Annotated in this window: 14 protein-coding genes and 1 tRNA gene; 4 read left to right on the top strand and 11 right to left on the bottom strand. The window is 52.4% G+C overall.

The annotated features are described in order from the left end of the window. Window positions 1-70: 70 nt before the first annotated feature. Window positions 71-2,686, bottom strand: a complete 2,616-nt coding sequence (topA, locus tag EUZ85_RS11650; RefSeq protein WP_127969459.1) for a type I DNA topoisomerase — start codon at window positions 2,684-2,686, stop codon at window positions 71-73. A gap of 224 nt (window positions 2,687-2,910) precedes the next feature. On the opposite strand from topA, the gene EUZ85_RS11645 reads away from it, so the two are divergent. Continuing rightward, complete coding sequence (locus EUZ85_RS11645) at window positions 2,911-3,609, top strand: hypothetical protein (protein ID WP_127969458.1); 699 nt, start codon at window positions 2,911-2,913, stop codon at window positions 3,607-3,609. 108 nt (window positions 3,610-3,717) lie between these two features. Here the strand turns inward: EUZ85_RS11645 and fadA are convergent, their stop codons facing one another. Both fadA and fadB read right to left on the bottom strand, forming a co-directional pair. Continuing rightward, the gene (gene fadA, locus EUZ85_RS11640) at window positions 3,718-4,893 is read right to left on the bottom strand and encodes an acetyl-CoA C-acyltransferase FadA (RefSeq protein ID WP_127969457.1); all 1,176 of its coding nucleotides are present in this window, start codon (window positions 4,891-4,893) and stop codon (window positions 3,718-3,720) included. Between the two features lie 34 nt (window positions 4,894-4,927). Further along, window positions 4,928-7,075: a fatty acid oxidation complex subunit alpha FadB gene (fadB, locus tag EUZ85_RS11635; protein WP_127969456.1), complete on the bottom strand. Its 2,148-nt coding sequence runs from the start codon at window positions 7,073-7,075 to the stop codon at window positions 4,928-4,930. 564 nt (window positions 7,076-7,639) lie between these two features. Here fadB and EUZ85_RS11630 point away from each other — a divergent pair. Further along, entirely contained in the window at window positions 7,640-8,470 is an 831-nt protein-coding gene (locus EUZ85_RS11630; protein ID WP_127969455.1) for a hypothetical protein, read from the top strand. 29 nt (window positions 8,471-8,499) lie between these two features. Here the strand turns inward: EUZ85_RS11630 and EUZ85_RS11625 are convergent, their stop codons facing one another. Then, window positions 8,500-8,976 (bottom strand): hypothetical protein, encoded by a 477-nt coding sequence (locus EUZ85_RS11625; RefSeq protein WP_127969454.1) that lies wholly within the window; start codon window positions 8,974-8,976, stop codon window positions 8,500-8,502. Between the two features lie 346 nt (window positions 8,977-9,322). Between EUZ85_RS11625 and EUZ85_RS11620 the strand changes: the two genes are divergently transcribed. After that, complete coding sequence (locus tag EUZ85_RS11620; protein WP_127969453.1) at window positions 9,323-9,751, top strand: universal stress protein; 429 nt, start codon at window positions 9,323-9,325, stop codon at window positions 9,749-9,751. Between the two features lie 37 nt (window positions 9,752-9,788). Here the strand turns inward: EUZ85_RS11620 and EUZ85_RS11615 are convergent, their stop codons facing one another. The 7 genes from EUZ85_RS11615 to EUZ85_RS11585 form a co-directional block, all read right to left on the bottom strand. Continuing rightward, a complete protein-coding gene (locus tag EUZ85_RS11615; protein ID WP_011398521.1) occupies window positions 9,789-10,478 on the bottom strand; it encodes a hypothetical protein in 690 nt (229 codons plus the stop codon). Window positions 10,479-10,621: 143 nt separating this feature from the next. Beyond that, a complete protein-coding gene (locus EUZ85_RS11610; protein WP_127969452.1) occupies window positions 10,622-12,517 on the bottom strand; it encodes an ATP-binding cassette domain-containing protein in 1,896 nt (631 codons plus the stop codon). Between the two features lie 68 nt (window positions 12,518-12,585). Next, window positions 12,586-13,395, bottom strand: a complete 810-nt coding sequence (locus tag EUZ85_RS11605; RefSeq protein WP_127969451.1) for an MOSC domain-containing protein — start codon at window positions 13,393-13,395, stop codon at window positions 12,586-12,588. Window positions 13,396-13,582: 187 nt separating this feature from the next. Continuing rightward, entirely contained in the window at window positions 13,583-14,515 is a 933-nt protein-coding gene (locus EUZ85_RS11600) for a chemotaxis protein CheV (protein ID WP_127969450.1), read from the bottom strand. A 171-nt stretch (window positions 14,516-14,686) separates the two neighbouring features. Further along, window positions 14,687-14,762: transfer RNA gene (locus tag EUZ85_RS11595), tRNA-Gly, on the bottom strand. A gap of 158 nt (window positions 14,763-14,920) precedes the next feature. Then, on the bottom strand, window positions 14,921-15,634 hold the full coding sequence (locus tag EUZ85_RS11590; RefSeq protein WP_127969449.1) for a TetR/AcrR family transcriptional regulator: 714 nt from the start codon (window positions 15,632-15,634) through the stop codon (window positions 14,921-14,923). A gap of 201 nt (window positions 15,635-15,835) precedes the next feature. Then, window positions 15,836-16,441, bottom strand: coding sequence for a DUF924 family protein (locus EUZ85_RS11585; protein ID WP_127969448.1), 606 nt, complete (start codon window positions 16,439-16,441; stop codon window positions 15,836-15,838). A gap of 194 nt (window positions 16,442-16,635) precedes the next feature. Between EUZ85_RS11585 and EUZ85_RS11580 the strand changes: the two genes are divergently transcribed. Then, window positions 16,636-17,010 carry a sirohydrochlorin chelatase gene (locus EUZ85_RS11580; protein ID WP_127974455.1) on the top strand — a complete coding sequence of 125 codons (375 nt, stop codon included), beginning with the start codon at window positions 16,636-16,638 and terminating at the stop codon, window positions 17,008-17,010. The last annotated feature ends 83 nt before the right edge of the window (window positions 17,011-17,093 follow it).

Genomic DNA, 17,093 nt, shown 5'->3' with positions numbered 1-17,093 from the left:
ACATCGAAAATATCAGGCAAACAAAAAAGGGCGGTGATCAAACCGCCCTTTCTCTTTCTACGCTTACGAACTATTTGTCTTTAGCCGCCCACTTTCCATCTTTGTAGAAAGCCGACCAGCCAGTGGGCTTACCATCCTTCTCCGACATAACATACTGCTGCTTGGTCTTGCGACTGAAGCGGATAATCGCCGGATTTCCTTCTGGATCACGCGCAGGCGCATCCAGCAGGTAGTGGTGCTTAGGATCAATTTCCTTCTTGTGAGGAATCAGTTCCTCCACCAGTGGTGCGCGGGTTTCACGGTTTTTGGGAAACTTACTCGCTGCCAGGAACAAGCCTGAAGCGCCATCGCGCAACACAAAGATATCGTCAACCTTGTCGCACGCCAACTCGGGCATGACTACAGGCTCCATCTTGGGCGGCGCAGGCTCGCCATTCTTCAACAGCTTGCGGGTATTGCCACAGGTTGAACTGGTGCAACCGAAGTACTTCCCAAAGCGGCCGGTTTTAAGCTGCATCTCAGCGCCACACTTGTCGCACTCCAGTGTCGGCCCATCGTAGCCAGCCACCTTAAACTGCCCGCCTTCAATCTCATAACCTTCACAGTCCGGGTTATTCCCGCACACGTGCAGCTTGCGGGTTTCATCAATGACGTAACTATCCATGGCGGTATCGCAAATCGGACAGCGCTTTTTCGCGCGCAGCGCATTCGCCTCGCCCTCTTCATCGTCCGCACGAATCACCTCATCGCCAGGAATCAGGTTGATCGTCGTCTTACAACGCTCTTTTGGCGGCAGCGCATAACCGGAACATCCAAGGAACACGCCAGTGGAAGCTGTACGTATCTGCATCGGGCGCGAACAGGTCGGACATGTAATTTCCGTCTGCACCGCCTGATTAGCGCGCATACCGCCTTCCATGTCCGCCTTTTCCAGCTTCTTGGCGAAATCAGAGTAGAAAGCGTTGAGAACCTGCTTCCAGCCCTCGTTGCCAGACGCGATCTCATCCAGCTGACCTTCCATCTTCGCCGTAAAGCCGTAATCCATCAGATCTGTAAAGGCTTCCGTCAAACGGTCCGTCACGATATCGCCCATCTTCTCCGCATAGAAACGCCGGTTGGCCAGCTTCACATAGCCGCGCTCCTGAATGGTGGAGATGATTGACGCATAAGTAGAAGGACGCCCGATACTCCGCTTTTCCAGCTCTTTAACCAGCGTTGCTTCCGTATAGCGCGGCGCCGGCTTAGTGAAGTGCTGCGTCGGCTCCAGTTTATCCAGATCCAACTGATCGTTGATTTCGAACGCCGGCAACTCCGCTTCGTCATCCTTCTTCGCTTGCGCAGGCAGCACCTTAAGGAAGCCGTCGAACTGCAGAAGTCGGCCACGGGTTCTGAGCTCAAAGTCTCCCGCCTGCACCTGAATACTGGTGCTCAGGAAGCGCGCGTTTTCCATCTGACAGGCTACAAATTGACGCCAAATAAGGTCATACAGCTTTTCGGCGTCTTTTTCGAGACCGGAAATATGATTGGAGCCTACATTGATATCGGAAGGACGTATCGCCTCGTGCGCTTCCTGGGCCCGCTCTTTACTCACGTATGTCTTCGGGCTTTCAGGCAGATATTTATCGCCAAACTTCTTGCCGATAAATTCACGACAGGCGCTCACCGCATCAGCAGACAGGTTGGTGGAGTCCGTTCTCATATAAGTGATGTAGCCCGCCTCATAGAGACGCTGCGCCAACACCATGGTCTTCTTAACGCTAAACCCTAAACGGGTGCTCGCCGCCTGCTGCAAGGTAGAGGTGATAAATGGCGCCGGCGCTTTGGTGACGGAGGGCTTATCCTCGCGATTGACGACCTTGAACGCCTGCGACTCCAGCAACGCAGTCAGCTTGTCAGACTGCTCCTTGTTGGTAGGTCTGTAGTTCTCACCCTTATATTTGGCGACCTGGAATTTAGCCTGCTGCTTACTCTTGGACAGTAGCGCATGCAATTCCCAGTATTCTTCCGGCGTAAAGGCGCGGATTTCACGCTCGCGCTCAACAATCAGACGCACCGCGACGGATTGCACCCGCCCAGCGGACAAACCACGCGCAATCTTGGACCACAGCAGCGGCGACACCATATAACCGACCACGCGGTCGAGAAAGCGGCGCGCCTGCTGGGCGTTTACGCGATTGTAATCAAGCTGACCGGGACTTTTAAACGCCTCAGTTATGGCGGATTTTGTGATCTCGTTAAAGACCACGCGACGATAACGGGAGTCATCGCCGCCAATAGATTCTTTTAGATGCCAGGCGATAGCCTCTCCTTCACGGTCCAAGTCCGTTGCGAGATAGATCTGGTCGGCGCTTTTCGCCAGACGCCTCAATTCTTCAACGACTTTTTCTTTACCTGGAAGGACCTCGTAGCGGGCCGCCCAATCATTTTCAGGGTCAACGCCCATACGAGAGATCAGCTGATCCCGGGCTTTACGTTTCTTGATGCTTTCGCGCTCTTCAGCAGGCAGCTTGCGCATTTTCGCCGCTTCCGCCGCACGCTCTTTCGGAGATGATGTTTCCTTACCTCCACTGGTCGGCAAATCACGAATATGCCCCACACTGGATTTGACTACATATTCCGAACCAAGATATTTGTTTATGGTTTTTGCCTTTGCAGGGGACTCCACGATTACCAGCGATTTACCCATAGCGGATGGTTCTTTGCTCCTAGTTGAAATAGCCGTCATATATTAGAGGTTGTAGTCGACGGGTCAAGTGATTGCCAGAAAATCTGGTATTTAAAGTAAAAATAGCCGGCCAGGCCCAGTTTGTCGGCGTCTATTTAACTCCGATAACTTGCCCTACCCCACAATGTCGTTAACACTTAATAAGAACGACACATAAATTTATAAATGCTTCCGCCGCCTTTTATATGACAACTTTAATCGTCTTGCTCGCTGTTTTCATAACCGCCTCGATCATCATTAGCGGCGTTATGTACTCGCGACAGCAGGCGTTAGCTTATCGTCAAAGCCAACTTAAATCGTTAAAACAAAAATACGAAGAAATAAATTCGTTATTTCAGGTCATCATGCGAGTGGATGATTCCGCCAACATCGCTATCAGCCTCAACCACGCCATGATTGAAATCGCCCAGTCCATGACCAAAATGGACCGCAAGTCGGAAGAGCTACGCATCCTTCTGGACAACCTGAAACAAAGGGAGCGCGACCTAAAGACCGGCGTTCTTCTTCCCCAGGCGCAAAAAATAGTCACCAGCGACGCTGCGGTAGCCGCTATCCAACGCTCTCTTTCCGAGTGCCTGCAAAAACTACAGCGCTTCAAGCTGCGCGGCTCACTGCCCGTCCCTCTATATGAGGAATATAGCCACCACCTGCGCGAGATGGCGCTTGATGTGGAAATCGGCAGCCAACTGCAAATGGCGGAAAGCCTTGTGGCTCAGAACGACAAAGCCGGTGCCGAAAAGCATTTCAAACACGCTCGCGAGGCGCTCAAGCGCACACGCCTGGAAATCCCCAACAAGAACGATCAGATCAAAGAGATATCCGAAAAGATCAAAAATCTGATGCGTGACGGAGAAACCCAGAATCGCTCTCAGGAAACCCAGTAAAAAGCTTCCCCAACCCACTTCATCCATAAAAAAAATCCGGAGCCCCTTACGGGACGCCGGATCTCATTGCTTCCGATTCAGGTTTCCCCGAGCCGAAGCGTCAACGTATTAGATACGCTCCCAAACAGTCGCAATACCCTGCCCCAGGCCGATACACATGGTGGATACGCCCAGCGTACCGCCCTTAGCGGCCATGACATTCAGCAAGGTAGTGGAGATACGCGCGCCAGAGCAACCCAGAGGGTGACCCAAGGCGATAGCGCCGCCATTCAGGTTAACTTTCTGGTCGACCACGTCCATAAGTTTCAGATCTTTGATAACTGGCAGAGACTGTGCGGCAAACGCCTCGTTCAGCTCCCAGAAATCAATGTCTTCAACTTTCAGGCCTGCGCGCTTAAGCGCTTTCTTGGTCGCCGGCACAGGACCATATCCCATGATGGCGGGATCGCACCCTGCGGTAGCCATAGAACGAATTTTCGCCATTGGCGTCAGACCCAATGCCTGAGCCCGCTCAGCTGACATAAGCAGCATGGCGGAAGCGCCATCCGTCAATTGAGAAGACTGACCCGCTGTCACCGTGCCACTCTTAGGATCAAAAGCAGGACGCAGCTGCGCCAAGCTTTCAGCTGTGGTTTCAGGACGAATCGTTTCATCATTCTCGATCAGCGCAGGGAAGCCGTCGTCGTCATGCCCTAGAATAGAGATAATTTCATTACGGAAGCGCCCTTCCAGCGTGGCTTCGTGCGCCAGACGGTGGGAGCGAGCGCCAAACTCGTCCTGCTGCTGACGGCTGATGCCGTGCATTTTCGCCAGCATTTCCGCCGTCAGGCCCATCATGTTGGACGCTTTAGCGGAATACTTACTTGCGGCAGGATTGTGATCGAAGCCTTGAGTCATGGGTACGTGCCCCATGTGCTCAACGCCGCCCACCACGAACACATCGCCATTGCCTGTCATGATCGCCTGCGCCGCAGTATGAATCGCGGACATGGCGGAACCACACAAGCGGTTTACCGTTTGCGCTGACGAAGTATGCGGAATGCGGGTCAGCAGGGAAATCTGCCGCGCCACGTTGAAGCCTTGCTCCAGGGTCTGATTTACACAGCCCCAGATCAGATCTTCAACTTCCGCAGGGTCCACTTTGTCATTGCGGTCGAATAATGCGTCAATCAACGTCGCTGACAGCGTCTCTGCGCGCACGTTGCGGAAACAACCCGCCTTGGCGCGCCCCATCGGGCTGCGAACACAGTCGATAACGACAACGTCTCTTGGATTCAGACTCATATCATTTTCTCCGTCGGGAATTCTCTATCAGCAATTAGCCAAAAAACTTCTTGCCGGACTTAGCCATGTCGCGCAGCCCTTGGGTCGGATGATACAGAGCGCCCAGATCCGCATATTTATCAGCGATCTTGCAGAACTCTTCCACGCCCAGAGAGTCAATGTAGCGCAACGCGCCCCCACGGAACGGAGGGAAACCGATGCCAAAGATCAAGCCCATATCCGCTTCCGCCGCAGTCTCGACGATGCCGTCTTCCAGGCAGCGAACGGTTTCGATGCACAGTGGCACCATCATGCGCTCGATGATTTCCTCTTCAGAGAAGTCGCGCTGAGACTTCTGCACGGATTTGATCAGTGCGTCAACGCTGTCATCGACAATTTTCTTCTGCTTGCCTTTCTTATCCAGCTCGTATGCGTAGAAGCCCTTGTCGCTCTTCTGACCGTAACGACCTTTATCAAACATGACGTCGATAATGGTTGTTTCGGAATAGCTCATGCGATCCGGGAAGCCTTCCGCCATCACGTCGCCGGCATGCTTCGCCGTGTCCATGCCAACCACATCAAGCAGGTAAGCCGGGCCCATCGGCCAGCCGAAGCGCTCCATCACTTTGTCGACCTGTTGGAAATCGGCGCCATCGCGCACCAGACCAATAAATCCGCCGAAGTAAGGGAACAGGATGCGGTTAACCAGGAACCCAGGGCAATCGTTCACAACGATAGGCGTTTTACCCATCGCTTTGGCGTACGCTACGGTGGTGGCGATTGCTTTTTCACTGGTTTTCTCGCCGCGGATAACTTCCACCAGAGGCATCATGTGCACCGGATTGAAAAAGTGCATGCCGCAGAAGTTTTCCGGACGCTTCAGATTTTGCGCCAGACGATTGATGGAGATAGTAGAGGTGTTGGAGGTCAGGATAGTATCCTCACGCACCAGATCTTCCACTTCACGCAATACGATATCTTTGACCTTCGGGTTTTCAACAACCGCTTCAACCACCAGATCAACAGTTCCGAAATCGCCATAGCTCAATGCGGGAGTAATGCGATTCAGCACATCCGCCATTTCGCTTGCATTCATGCGGCCTTTTTCGACGCGCTTGGTCAGCAGTTTTTTGGCTTCTTTCAGACCCAGATCGATACCGGACTGATTGATGTCTTTCATCAGGATGGGCGTGCCTTTCAACGCAGACTGATACGCCACGCCGCCGCCCATGATGCCTGCGCCCAATACCGCCGCCTGTTTAACTTCGCCGGCTTTAGGCTCCAGGTCTTTCGCTTTCTTCTTCAGTTCCTGATCATTCAGGAACAAGCCGATCAAGCTGTGCGCCACAGAAGTTTTCGCCATTTTCGCGAACCCTTTGGCCTCTACTTCAATCGCCTTGTCACGGGTCATGCCCGCATGCTTCTGCATTACCTTGATGGCTTCAACAGGCGCTGGATAGTTACGTCCAGCCTGACCCGCCACGTAGCCTTTGGCGGTTTCAAACGCCATCATGCTTTCCATCGGGTTCAGCTTCAGCTTGCCGGTTTTTTCTTCCCGACGCGCTTTATAGTCCAACTTGCCTTCGATCGCCTGACGCAACACAGACAGGGCTGCATCCATCAACTTCTCAGGGGCGACCGCAGCATCTACAGCGCCTTCTTTCAAGGCCTGTTCAGCTCTCTTCTCGCCGCTGGCGCAGATCCACTCGATCGCGTAGTCGGCGCCAACCAGACGGGATAAACGTACTGTGCCGCCGAATCCAGGGAAGATTCCCAGTTTCACTTCCGGCAGACCCACTTTCGCGCTGGTGGACATGACGCGGAAGTCAGTGGAGAGACACATTTCAAAACCGCCGCCCAGAGCGATGCCGTTAATAGCAGTCACAGTGGGGAATGGCAGATCTTCAACGGCGGAGAAAATCTTATTGGCTTCCAGATTGTTGGCGACCAACTCTTCTTCAGAGCCGGCAAACAATTCCTGGAATTCAGTGATATCAGCGCCAACGATGAAACAATCTTTGTTGCTGGTAACGACAAGGCCAGTAATGCCTTGTTGACTTTGTAGTTTCTGGGTCGCTTCCGCCAACTCAGTCAGCGTCAAGCGGTTAAATTTATTAACAGACTCGCCTTGCAAATCGAAAGTTAGTACCGCGATACCATCCTCGATCTCTTTGACTGTGATGGCTTTACCTGCGTAAATCATCAACGGATCTCCAAGCATTGTTTAGCACTGGTTTATTGCCCTATATACGGGTCCCAACGGACGCCTTGCCGGGCCGCCCTTCTCCGGAGCTTCGGAATCAAAGCCGATGCATCGAACAACAATTCATACGCTCGTTTGAATCAGGTCGCAACAACATGGATAATTTTGGCCCGTTTGTCAATCTCTTCCCCAAAATTTGGCGGCGATTTTTGTCAATAATTGCTTACACTTATGACATTTTCAGCTGCTTTAAAAATTTTTAAGATTTATTTTTCATGAAATTATGCAGTATATTTCACCTTACTTTTCAAGTTAGGCGTCCTCTGGATGCGCACTGAGCGCACCCGCATAATAGGACAATATGCTTATAACTTTTTGACTAGCGCAGGCATTTCCCCTATTTTTTCTATTTATAAACCGGCGGTTGGTAGCTAGGCCGGCCATTGAAGGCGTCGTTGGAAATAATTTAAGAAAAATAGCAGGAAGCCGCACCGACAAGTCGGAAACATAATTATAAAAACAGCAGGTGGCCTTCTGCGCCCAAATTTCCTGGAGAGCGTGTCTATGAGCCAATCGGGTATACACCGGAATCCTCTCTGGTGTTGTTTTCTTGCACTTCTCGCCCTGTATTCGTCACATTCCTTTGCGCTGAACAATGCGCAGGCTGAAGCCATTCTCAAGCATTTGCACGATGTGCAGACGCACTCCTATCAAACCATTAATGCGTATTACAACTTCACTTTGAATCCTGGCGACAAAGACATCCAATCCGAAGTGAGCCAGGAAATCGAGTTTATGAATACCGCATTCAAATCGCTGGAGTCTCAGGACGGCATCGTCGAGGTGCAGGGAGAGTTGAGCGTTATGAGCGCCACCTGGCTCAAGTACAAGGAACTACTGAATACCAATATGAACGACATTGTGAAGGTGGGCTACCCTGACCTGCGACTGGTAGGCGACATGGCGCAAGTGAATATCGACCTGGTAGGCGCGACAGAAAGAACCTACGACAAGACCATGGAAATTTCAGGACACCGCCCCGCAGAGGTAATTGAGCTGGTGCGCAACTCCAAAATCATCCTGGAAAGCATGCTGACCAAGTATTCCGCCCGCAGCGCCTCCAACGTGACGCAGATATTCCAAGGAGCCAAAAGCGAAGAACCCATGGACGTTCAGGCGATCAGTTTTGATAAGAACATCGCCCGACTCCTGGCGTCACAGCAAAACACCGACGCCACGCGCAAGACTTTGGACGCCATTTCCACGAAATGGGAGTTCATCAAAAACTCTTATATCAACTACAACGAGAACAACGTTTCCTACGTCGTGAATCTGTATTCAAAAAGAATCATCAGCGATCTGGATAGTCTCGCCAAAGCATACAGCGGCGCTTAGACACGCCGCTGCCCACATCAAGCGCGTCATTAACGCGCGCCAGCAGCTACAGCCACCTTGTTGACGCGTTGCAGTATCTGCTCCAAATCTTCCGACGTTCCTCGCTCTTCCCACAGGAAGCCCACTTCATGCCCTGTGATCTGCACGGCTTTAACCTGCGATGACAGCTCACGCAAATCCTCATCCGAGAGCAGCTCATGAGGAAAGTTTCCGCTGACGGACAATTGCGTCAATTCACCGCTCTGGTTGGCGTACAGCGCCCTGCGAGGAGTTCGCGAAGCGGGTATCGCCTTATAGTAAAAGTGGGTGCGCCACGCGTCCGCCTCCAGTTTTTTCAAAGCGTCATCCAGCTTTTCCGGCGTAGTCTGCCGCACCCTAAACCCTGCCGCGAGGGCCTGCTGCCGTAAACGCATGCGTCGCCGCTCTTCCGGGCTCGGCAACACCCAGAAAATAGAGCCGCCGACGATTCCCACCACACAAAAAATAATTATCAAAGCTGTCGTCATTCGTCGTTCATCCTGTCCAAAGACCACTCAAGCGTCTCAACTACTATTAATCAGGCAGACAAATAGCTTCCTTCTATTTGTCTGCAACGACAGGGCCTGCACATGTCAGGCCCTGTCTCCCGCGGCTTGTCGCCGCGCAGGCGCGTCCATGCGCCTGGTGATTAACATGCCAATATCATTGCCATGTTAATAAGAAACCAGGAAACACTTTTTCACCTGATTTTGTCCGCTGTCATCTCAACGCATGTTTCATTAGCATTAAGCTGTTTTCAGTTTTGCGGACACTACCGAAAAGTTACACACTTGGAAAATACTTTCGGAACAATGCAGCCAAAAGGAGCACATCATGTACAAGAATATTCTCGTCGCCCTGGACTTGAGCAATGAAGGCGAACAAGTCATCGCCAAGGCCCTGAAAATGCAACAGGCGACCCAGGCCCGCCTGCACCTGACGCACGTTATCGAGCCCATCAGTTACGCCTATGGCGGCGATATTCCGCTGGATCTGGGAGATATCCAGCAGCAACTGCAAAAACATAGCGAAGAAAAACTGCAAAAACTGATAGAAAAGCATGCGCTGACCAACAGCGCCGCAGCGGTGCTGGTGGGACGCCCAGAAGGCGAAATCCATCGCTACGCGGAAGAAAATGGTATTGATTTGGTCATTGTCGGCAGCCATGGCCGCCACGGACTGCAGTTATTGCTGGGCTCCACGGCGAATGGCGTATTACATGGCGCCAAATGCGACGTTCTGGCGGTCCGCATCAGCGACTAAGCATTCAATGGAATAAAATTCGGACTGACGCGCTCCGCTATAGCGGAGCCACCCACTCTCCAGATTCAAACGACTTGCGCAGCTTCTGTAGCTGCGTCTCCAGCGAGAATGTGACGCTCGACGCCAACGAAAAAAAGCTCAACAACGCCTTCAAGTTGGAATCGCCATCACAGGCGGAGTGAATGCGTTGCCACAACGCCTGATTCACCAGCTGCAGACGACGGTTGCGCTCGACCAGCCCTTTAAGCTCCCAGTCGGGCTTTTCACCATCGCGAAACTTAAAGTACTGCTGCACCAGATAGATGGAAACCGATCGGAGAATAAATTCTTCGCCGTTGGAAAACGGCATGTGATGAATGGCCATCGGCCTTAACTCGCCGAGTATGGGGCAGTGACTGGTCGCCATCACCAACCCCATCAGCGAGCGCAACGCCTCTTCCAGACCAGTGCGCTTGTGGTAGTTGCGCTCTTTGGTGAAAACAGTCACCTCGACTTTCTGAAAAGCCGGTTCGGAGCGAAAGTCCGCCACTATCTTCTGCATGTCGAGAGCGGCGGGACAATAGCGTTCAGCGTCCTTCTTGAGAGGGCAATTCGAGCACTGGCAATTCTTCAGCTCAGTCCACTCGGCGGGCGGCTCTGAGTGCATGCTCTTATCTTCTCTCTCCGTCTCAATGATGTAGTCCAGCACTCGATTATCATCGAAACGGAATTCGTAACGCACCCGCATAAGGCTTTATCTCTCCGTAATCAATTGAGGCGACAGAAGACTAACACTTTCTCAACGGAGTCCGTCGGCTGCTGAAGTTATTCCTTTATTCTCAAGTGTAGCGGATTTGCGGATGCCGATATTTTAAAATTTGTAACCCTCTATCAGCCCCCGCCCGCCATTTCTTCAAGCTCCATCCACCTTTCCATGGTCTTTTCCAGAGTCTGCTCCAACGCGGCCAGAGACGTGAGCGCACGATTCACGTCCTCATGGGGACGACTATAAAAATCAGCGGCGGACACCTCTTCCTGCATAGCCGCCACTTCCGCTTCCAGTCGTTCGATCTCCTTGGGCAAAGCATCCAGTTCGCGCTGCAGTTTGTAGCTGAGCTTGGCCGCCTTGCCGCCATCCGACGCCGTTTTCGGCTTAGCGGCCTGAGCCTTGGGTTCAGCGGGCTTGGCTTCGGCCTTGACCACTGGACGTTGCGCAAGCCAGTCGTTATAGCCGCCTGGATATTCGGATATCTTGCCCTCTCCCTCAAACACCAGCGTGCTGGTCACAACGTTGTCGATGAAGAAACGATCGTGGGACACCAGTAAAATAGTGCCGTCGAACTCCGCCAGCAGGTTCTCCAGCAGATCCAGCGTATCCATATCCAGGTCGTTGGTAGGCTCATCCAGAACCAGAAAATTAGCCGGCATGGTGAACAGTTTAGCCAACAGCAACCGGTTAATTTCACCGCCAGATAACGCCTTGGCGGGAGTACGCAGTCTTTCCGGTGAGAACAGGAAATCTTTCAGATAGCCAGTGACGTGGACGTTACGGCCGCCAACCTCGATAAAGTCCTTTCCTTTGGCGACGTTATCCCAGACGCTGGCTTCCGGATCGATTTGCCCTCGCAACTGATCAAAGTAGGCCACTTGCAGCCGGGAGCCCCGCTTAATGACGCCCTCCGTCGCCTCCAAGCCGCCCAGGATCAACTTTATAAACGTCGATTTTCCGCAACCGTTAGGGCCCAATAAGCCCACCCGATCTTTGCGCATCAACTGCCAGCTCAGATCTTTCACCAGATTGGGCTGGTCTGCGTAGCCAAAGCTGACATTTTTCAGCTCCGCCACCAGATTACCGGAGCGTTCCTCGGAGTCCACTTTCAGGCTCACCTGCCCAACGCGGTCGCGTCGCTGCCCCCGCTCTTCCCGCAGTTTTTTCAGCGCCCTGACTCGCCCCTCATTACGAGTGCGGCGCGCCTTGATGCCCTGGCGAATCCAGACTTCTTCATCCGCCAGCTTCTTATCGAAGCGCTCCCATTCTTTTTCCTCCGCCGCCAACTGCTCCTCTTTTTTGGCCAGATAGGCTTCATAAGGCGCCGGCCAGCTCGACAATTTGCCGCGATCTAGCTCTATGACGCGCGTCGCCAGACGGTCGATAAAAGCGCGGTCGTGAGAAATAAACAGTACGCTGCCGCCGAACTGCAACAGCTCTTCCTCCAACCAGGTAATCATGTCGATATCCAGATGGTTGGTGGGCTCATCCAGCATGAGCAGGTTCGGCTCCTGCACTAGCGCGCGCGCCAGAAATACACGACGACGCCAGCCTCCGGACAATTCGGAGATAGACTTATCGCCCGGCAGCTCCAGACGCTGCATGACCGCCTCGACCTTCTGCCGCAAACGCCAGCCGTCATGAGTCTCGATTTTGTTATGCAGACGCTCAAGCTCCGCCACATTGCCTTCAGCGCCCTGCTGAGTCAGCGCGTCGTAGGCCGCGAGCCACTCCCCCACTTCCGCCAATCCTTCCGCCACCACAGAGCGCACACTGGCGTCGCCCCGCTCCGGCAGCTCCTGCGGCAGGTAGGCCATTTTCAGGTCCCTGCCTCTATTTATTTCGCCGCCATCCGGCTTGATCTCACCGGCGCAAACTTTCAAAAGCGTGGATTTACCTGCGCCATTGCGACCAACCAGGCATAGCCGCTCCTGAGATTCAATCACCAAGTCCGCATGATCCAGCAACGGAGCCATTCCAAACGCCAGGGAAACATCTTTCAGCCGTAGCAACGCCATCGTAACCTTCTAAAATCTAATAGTTTCTGAATTCGTTCTTTGCAAAGAGAGCGCATCGGTTCGACCGCTTAGTCGAGCAACTCCACTTTATCGCCAACGCAAATGATCCCGTGATTCAGTTGCACCAGGTTCTGCCCAAAAATAGCGCCAAGCTCTGTTTTGCGATAAGACGCCAGAGTGCGCAACGGCTCAGTGTCCGGGGACTTATGGCCCGAAGCAGGATCAATCGTCGTAAAAACACATCGGGAGCAAGGCTTGACCGCCACAAACTCCACTTCTCCTATACGCAACCTCCGCCAATGATCTTCCGCGAAGCTGTCCGCGCCAGCCACAACAATATTCGGGCGGAAATGGGTCATTTTAACAGGATTTTTTAAGCGGCCATTCAGGTCCTCCAACGAAGACTCAGAAGTCGCCAGAACCGGATAAGCATCCGCAAAGCTGACTTTTTGCGGCGCATCGTAATAAGCCTGATCCACTTGCCGAAAACTGCGCTCGGGAATATACACGAGACGCGCCTGCTCGCCCAGGAACTCGCTAAACCAGGCATCTGCGCGCGCATCGACAAACAACGCGGACACCTCGTCTTTCCACACCTGCACCTGCTCCAAGGCGGCTCCCTCTTGATCCGGCGCTTCAATATACAAACCACTCATTCCCGGCGCAGACAACATTAATCCCTTATCCGCAGAAACCGCCTTCACCAACACCAGTCCATGATGCTTTCTCGCCGTGATGAATTTGCCGTTCGCATCCACCAGCATAAAACGGCGATCACGATCCGCCCCCCAATTCGTAATCGCCACCTTGCTAAGGCTAACGCCCGCACAGGATTTGATGGGGTAAATATTTAACTCGGTAACTCGGATATCCGTCATAACTCTCTCCTAAGCACGCTCTCGCCTCAACGCAGGCGTAGCGCACTGGGCATACAGGGAAGGGACAAAATGCGTGGATCGTCGACGCGAAAAAATAAACCAACCTACTCCAGGCAGGCGGAAACAGGCAGTCTAATTAGGTCTACATCTGAGGACAAGGGCCGAGAGAAGAGCTCTTTGCAGCGCGCTAACGAGCCGCCAATGAATTAAGCCGCGATTGCACCAACGCCGCCAATTCATCCGGCTGGAACTTGGACAAAAAGTTATTACATCCCACCTTCTCCACCATCGCCTTATTAAAACTACCGCTTAAAGAGGTATGCAGCACCACATACAGGTCTTTCAGGCGTGGATCGTTACGAATTTCCGTGGTCAGCCTATAGCCATCCATTGCCGGCATTTCTGCGTCGGTCACCACCATTAGAAGCTTTTCAGGCACATTAACGCCCTCGTCCGCCCACTTCTTAAGAAGGTTATAGGCTTCCAAACCATTTCTGGCGGTAATCACTTTCAACCCGACTTTCTGCAAAGTCCCGATCGCCTGACTGATCGCCACCGGCGAATCGTCCACCAACAAAACTTCCTTACCCTGAGCCACTTTTCGAATATTCTCAGTCAGCGCCGTGTCGGAAACGTCAGTGGAATACGGACGAATATCCGCCAGCACCCGCTCCACGTCGATGATCTCGACAATCTGATCGTTGTAATGGGTAATCGCCGTGACGTAATGAGAGCCGCCCGCCCCTTTTGGCGGAGGCAAGATCTGCTCCCAGGTCATATTGACGATACGATCAACGCTGGCCACCAGGAAAGCCTGCACAGTGCGGTTGTATTCCGTCACGATGATGGTGGAATCCTTATCCGGCTGTAATGGCCGAAATCCTATCGCCTGAGACAGGTTAATTACTGGAACAGTGGTGTCGCGAATATGACTAACGCCACATACGACAGGATGACGATGCGGCATTTGCGTCAAATTGGGCAGTTTGAGGACTTCCTGAATTTTGAACACATTGATCGCGAAAATCTGTCTCATCCCCAGCTTGAACAAGAGAAGCTCCAAACGATTCTCACCCACCAGTTTGGTGCGCTGATCAACAGAGTCCAAAACACTCGCCATAACCTAATACCCCAGGGTAGAAACCAACTTACAGACCATACAGGCATGCTTGGCTTTAAGTTTAGACGATGGTTGAAGAAAACGCCGAGAATCCAGAGAAACCAATAGGAGACAGAGGGTCAGAACTAAATTATTTAAAAGGACTTGGAGTGAATACTTGAGGAGAAAATTTGGAGCGGGAAACGAGACTCGAACTCGCGACCCCAACCTTGGCAAGGTTGTGCTCTACCAACTGAGCTATTCCCGCTTAAAAGATCAAGTTAATCATGATGTTAACTTGCTTTGCAGCTTCTTTCGAGGTGCTCCTCAAAAGAAGTGGGCGCATTATAATTAGCGTTCCCCAAGCGCGCAACCCCTATTTTGAATTTTTTTCGTTTTATAAAACAAACGACGAAATCCTGGGATCTAACGGATATCCAGCATCATATATAGAAGACGCCGCCAGACTCTGCGCACCTTATCTTCATCTATGCTGCCGCCCTGAAGCGCGCCCTCCTGCTCCAGATTACCCACCATTCCCATAATAATGGCCGCATCCTCAATATAAGTCTCGTACCCAAGCGACTGCATAAAATCCACCAATCCGGACAACCAGGCGTCTTTATAGCGCCGAGCCAGCGCGCTCAGACTCTCATCCCGCACAGACTCCATTAAAAAAGCCTGCTCAGACATAAGCTCAGACTTGTGATGCCGGACTTGCCCCAGCACATAATTGGTCCCCATCTCCACTAATGCGTTGGCGAACTCACGCTTGCGTCCCTCATCTTCCATTACAGAAGCGGCGTCATACACGTCGGCGAGACGGCGCAATTCAGAGTAGAAAAACTCCAGCTTCTCACGGCTTTTTTCCGCGAACAGCATGAAAGCGTCGGTAATTAATTCATTAATGTCTTTAAAGTAATAAGTGGTGGAGGCTAACGGAACACCCGCTTCTTTCGCCACCGCGCGATGCTTGACGCCTTGCACGCCCTCCTTCGCCACTATGCGTAAAGCGGCCTGCAAAATTTCACGGCGGCGCTGCTCGCTCTTGACCCTTGAGGCTTTTCTTCCCTGATATTGAATCGATTCACATAAAGTCTGATCTACAGCGGGAAAGTCCAATTCAAGGCTACTAGACATAACTAACTCTTATTTTTACTTCCAGGCTCCAGACGTCACTCAGGAGCTGTTGACGCAAAGTCCAGGAAACTGTGACGAACCCCGCATGTTAACAAAGGGGAATACAAGGCTCAGCCAGCAAAGGTCAACATTGTGACCCAGGAGACAGAAAATCCTCACAGGCGAACAGCGTTAGAATAAGAAACTAGCCGTCAGACTGGATCAATCGTATATGGCAGGATAAGAAGCTAAAAACTCGACCTCCTCGGGTCTGCTCGCACGTCTCAGCATCTTATTTCTGTGGGGGAAACGTCCAAACAGGCGAATAACGTCCCGGCTCGTTTCCGCCATGGTTGCGAAACCACTGACAAAATCCTTTAACGGACCCGCCTCACAGGTCGCAACGAGCTGTCGATACAGCGCGACCGACTCCTCTTGATCGGACACTTTTTCCGAATGCAGAAGCGGCAGGTAGAAGAAGATCCGGTAAACCGGCTCCAGCCTGACGTCCAGCGCCTTTTTAAGCCCTTCCCGCGCTGTTTTCCGAGCCTCTTTGTCCTGATCAAACGCCATCGCGCCGCCGCGAAAGATATAACGTGGAAAAACATCCTGCAGAAGAATCAAGGCCAGCACGCCATCTGAGCTGTCGCGCCAATGCTGCAGCCCTTGCTCAGAGGCCAGAACAACTGTCGTTAAAAAGCGCCGGCGAATTTCACGATCACAGCTCTTCGCCTCGGTAAACCAGCGCCGGAGATTTTCCTGTGGCGGCACACCATTCTCATCCAGCTCGCCAAACCAATAACGTAAAATTTCGCTGCCCGACCACATTCCCCCTCCTCAATAATCATCGACACTAAACACAACGCAAAAGCCAAGATGGATATTCGTTTTCCGCCTAAAACTGAGTAAGCTCTCGATTATAGGCGTCCAAGTCAAGAAAATAGGCCCCATATAAAGAAAGTTGCAAACCAAACCGGCCTTATCGGCGTACCATGCACAAATTGGAGATTCGGCAATTCACTATGACTTTCGACCACACGATACTTCTTGCTCACGGCAGCCGTGACAACAATTGGCTGCAGCCTTTTATCGCCCTGACGGAGCGCCTTTCCCAGAGCGCCACTCAGGTTTCCCTGGCGTTCATGGAGCTTGCGGAACCCACACTGGAACAAGCCGTGCTAAGAGCTCAAGATCAAGGCGCACAATCCATTGCCGTGCTGCCTCTTTTTTTCGCCGCCGGCAAGCATTTGCGAGAAGACGTTCCCGCCATGATCGCCGCGCTAACCAAAACGTCTGGCGTCGACATCAGGCTGCTACCGCCCCTTGGCGAGCACCCTCTCTTCATCGCCACCGTAGAAGGAATTGTTCTCGACCTTCTCCAGTCCAATGCACACTAACAAGGCGGCCTTGCATTTGCGAGAGACCGCTAGTCGCCTCAAGAACTTGTTACGACTATATTCTGAACTGAGCGAGCTAAGCT

Origin of the sequence: Hahella sp. KA22 (assembly GCF_004135205.1) — a bacterium.
Classification (GTDB): domain Bacteria; phylum Pseudomonadota; class Gammaproteobacteria; order Pseudomonadales; family Oleiphilaceae; genus Hahella.
Note: the sequence above shows the minus strand (reverse complement) of the source record. Positions and strands in the feature narration are given on the sequence as shown.

Excerpts from the sequence above, each read along its gene's own strand:
- topA (WP_127969459.1), bottom strand. The coding sequence starts at position 2,686 with ATGGGTAAATCGCTGGTAATCGTGGAGTCCCCTGCAAAGGCAAAAACC.
- EUZ85_RS11645 (WP_127969458.1), top strand. The coding sequence starts at position 2,911 with ATGACAACTTTAATCGTCTTGCTCGCTGTTTTCATAACCGCCTCGATC.
- fadA (WP_127969457.1), bottom strand. The coding sequence starts at position 4,893 with ATGAGTCTGAATCCAAGAGACGTTGTCGTTATCGACTGTGTTCGCAGC.
- fadB (WP_127969456.1), bottom strand. The coding sequence starts at position 7,075 with ATGATTTACGCAGGTAAAGCCATCACAGTCAAAGAGATCGAGGATGGT.
- EUZ85_RS11630 (WP_127969455.1), top strand. The coding sequence starts at position 7,640 with ATGAGCCAATCGGGTATACACCGGAATCCTCTCTGGTGTTGTTTTCTT.
- EUZ85_RS11625 (WP_127969454.1), bottom strand. The coding sequence starts at position 8,976 with ATGACGACAGCTTTGATAATTATTTTTTGTGTGGTGGGAATCGTCGGC.
- EUZ85_RS11620 (WP_127969453.1), top strand. The coding sequence starts at position 9,323 with ATGTACAAGAATATTCTCGTCGCCCTGGACTTGAGCAATGAAGGCGAA.
- EUZ85_RS11615 (WP_011398521.1), bottom strand. The coding sequence starts at position 10,478 with ATGCGGGTGCGTTACGAATTCCGTTTCGATGATAATCGAGTGCTGGAC.
- EUZ85_RS11610 (WP_127969452.1), bottom strand. The coding sequence starts at position 12,517 with ATGGCGTTGCTACGGCTGAAAGATGTTTCCCTGGCGTTTGGAATGGCT.
- EUZ85_RS11605 (WP_127969451.1), bottom strand. The coding sequence starts at position 13,395 with ATGACGGATATCCGAGTTACCGAGTTAAATATTTACCCCATCAAATCC.
- EUZ85_RS11600 (WP_127969450.1), bottom strand. The coding sequence starts at position 14,515 with ATGGCGAGTGTTTTGGACTCTGTTGATCAGCGCACCAAACTGGTGGGT.
- EUZ85_RS11590 (WP_127969449.1), bottom strand. The coding sequence starts at position 15,634 with ATGTCTAGTAGCCTTGAATTGGACTTTCCCGCTGTAGATCAGACTTTA.
- EUZ85_RS11585 (WP_127969448.1), bottom strand. The coding sequence starts at position 16,441 with ATGTGGTCGGGCAGCGAAATTTTACGTTATTGGTTTGGCGAGCTGGAT.
- EUZ85_RS11580 (WP_127974455.1), top strand. The coding sequence starts at position 16,636 with ATGACTTTCGACCACACGATACTTCTTGCTCACGGCAGCCGTGACAAC.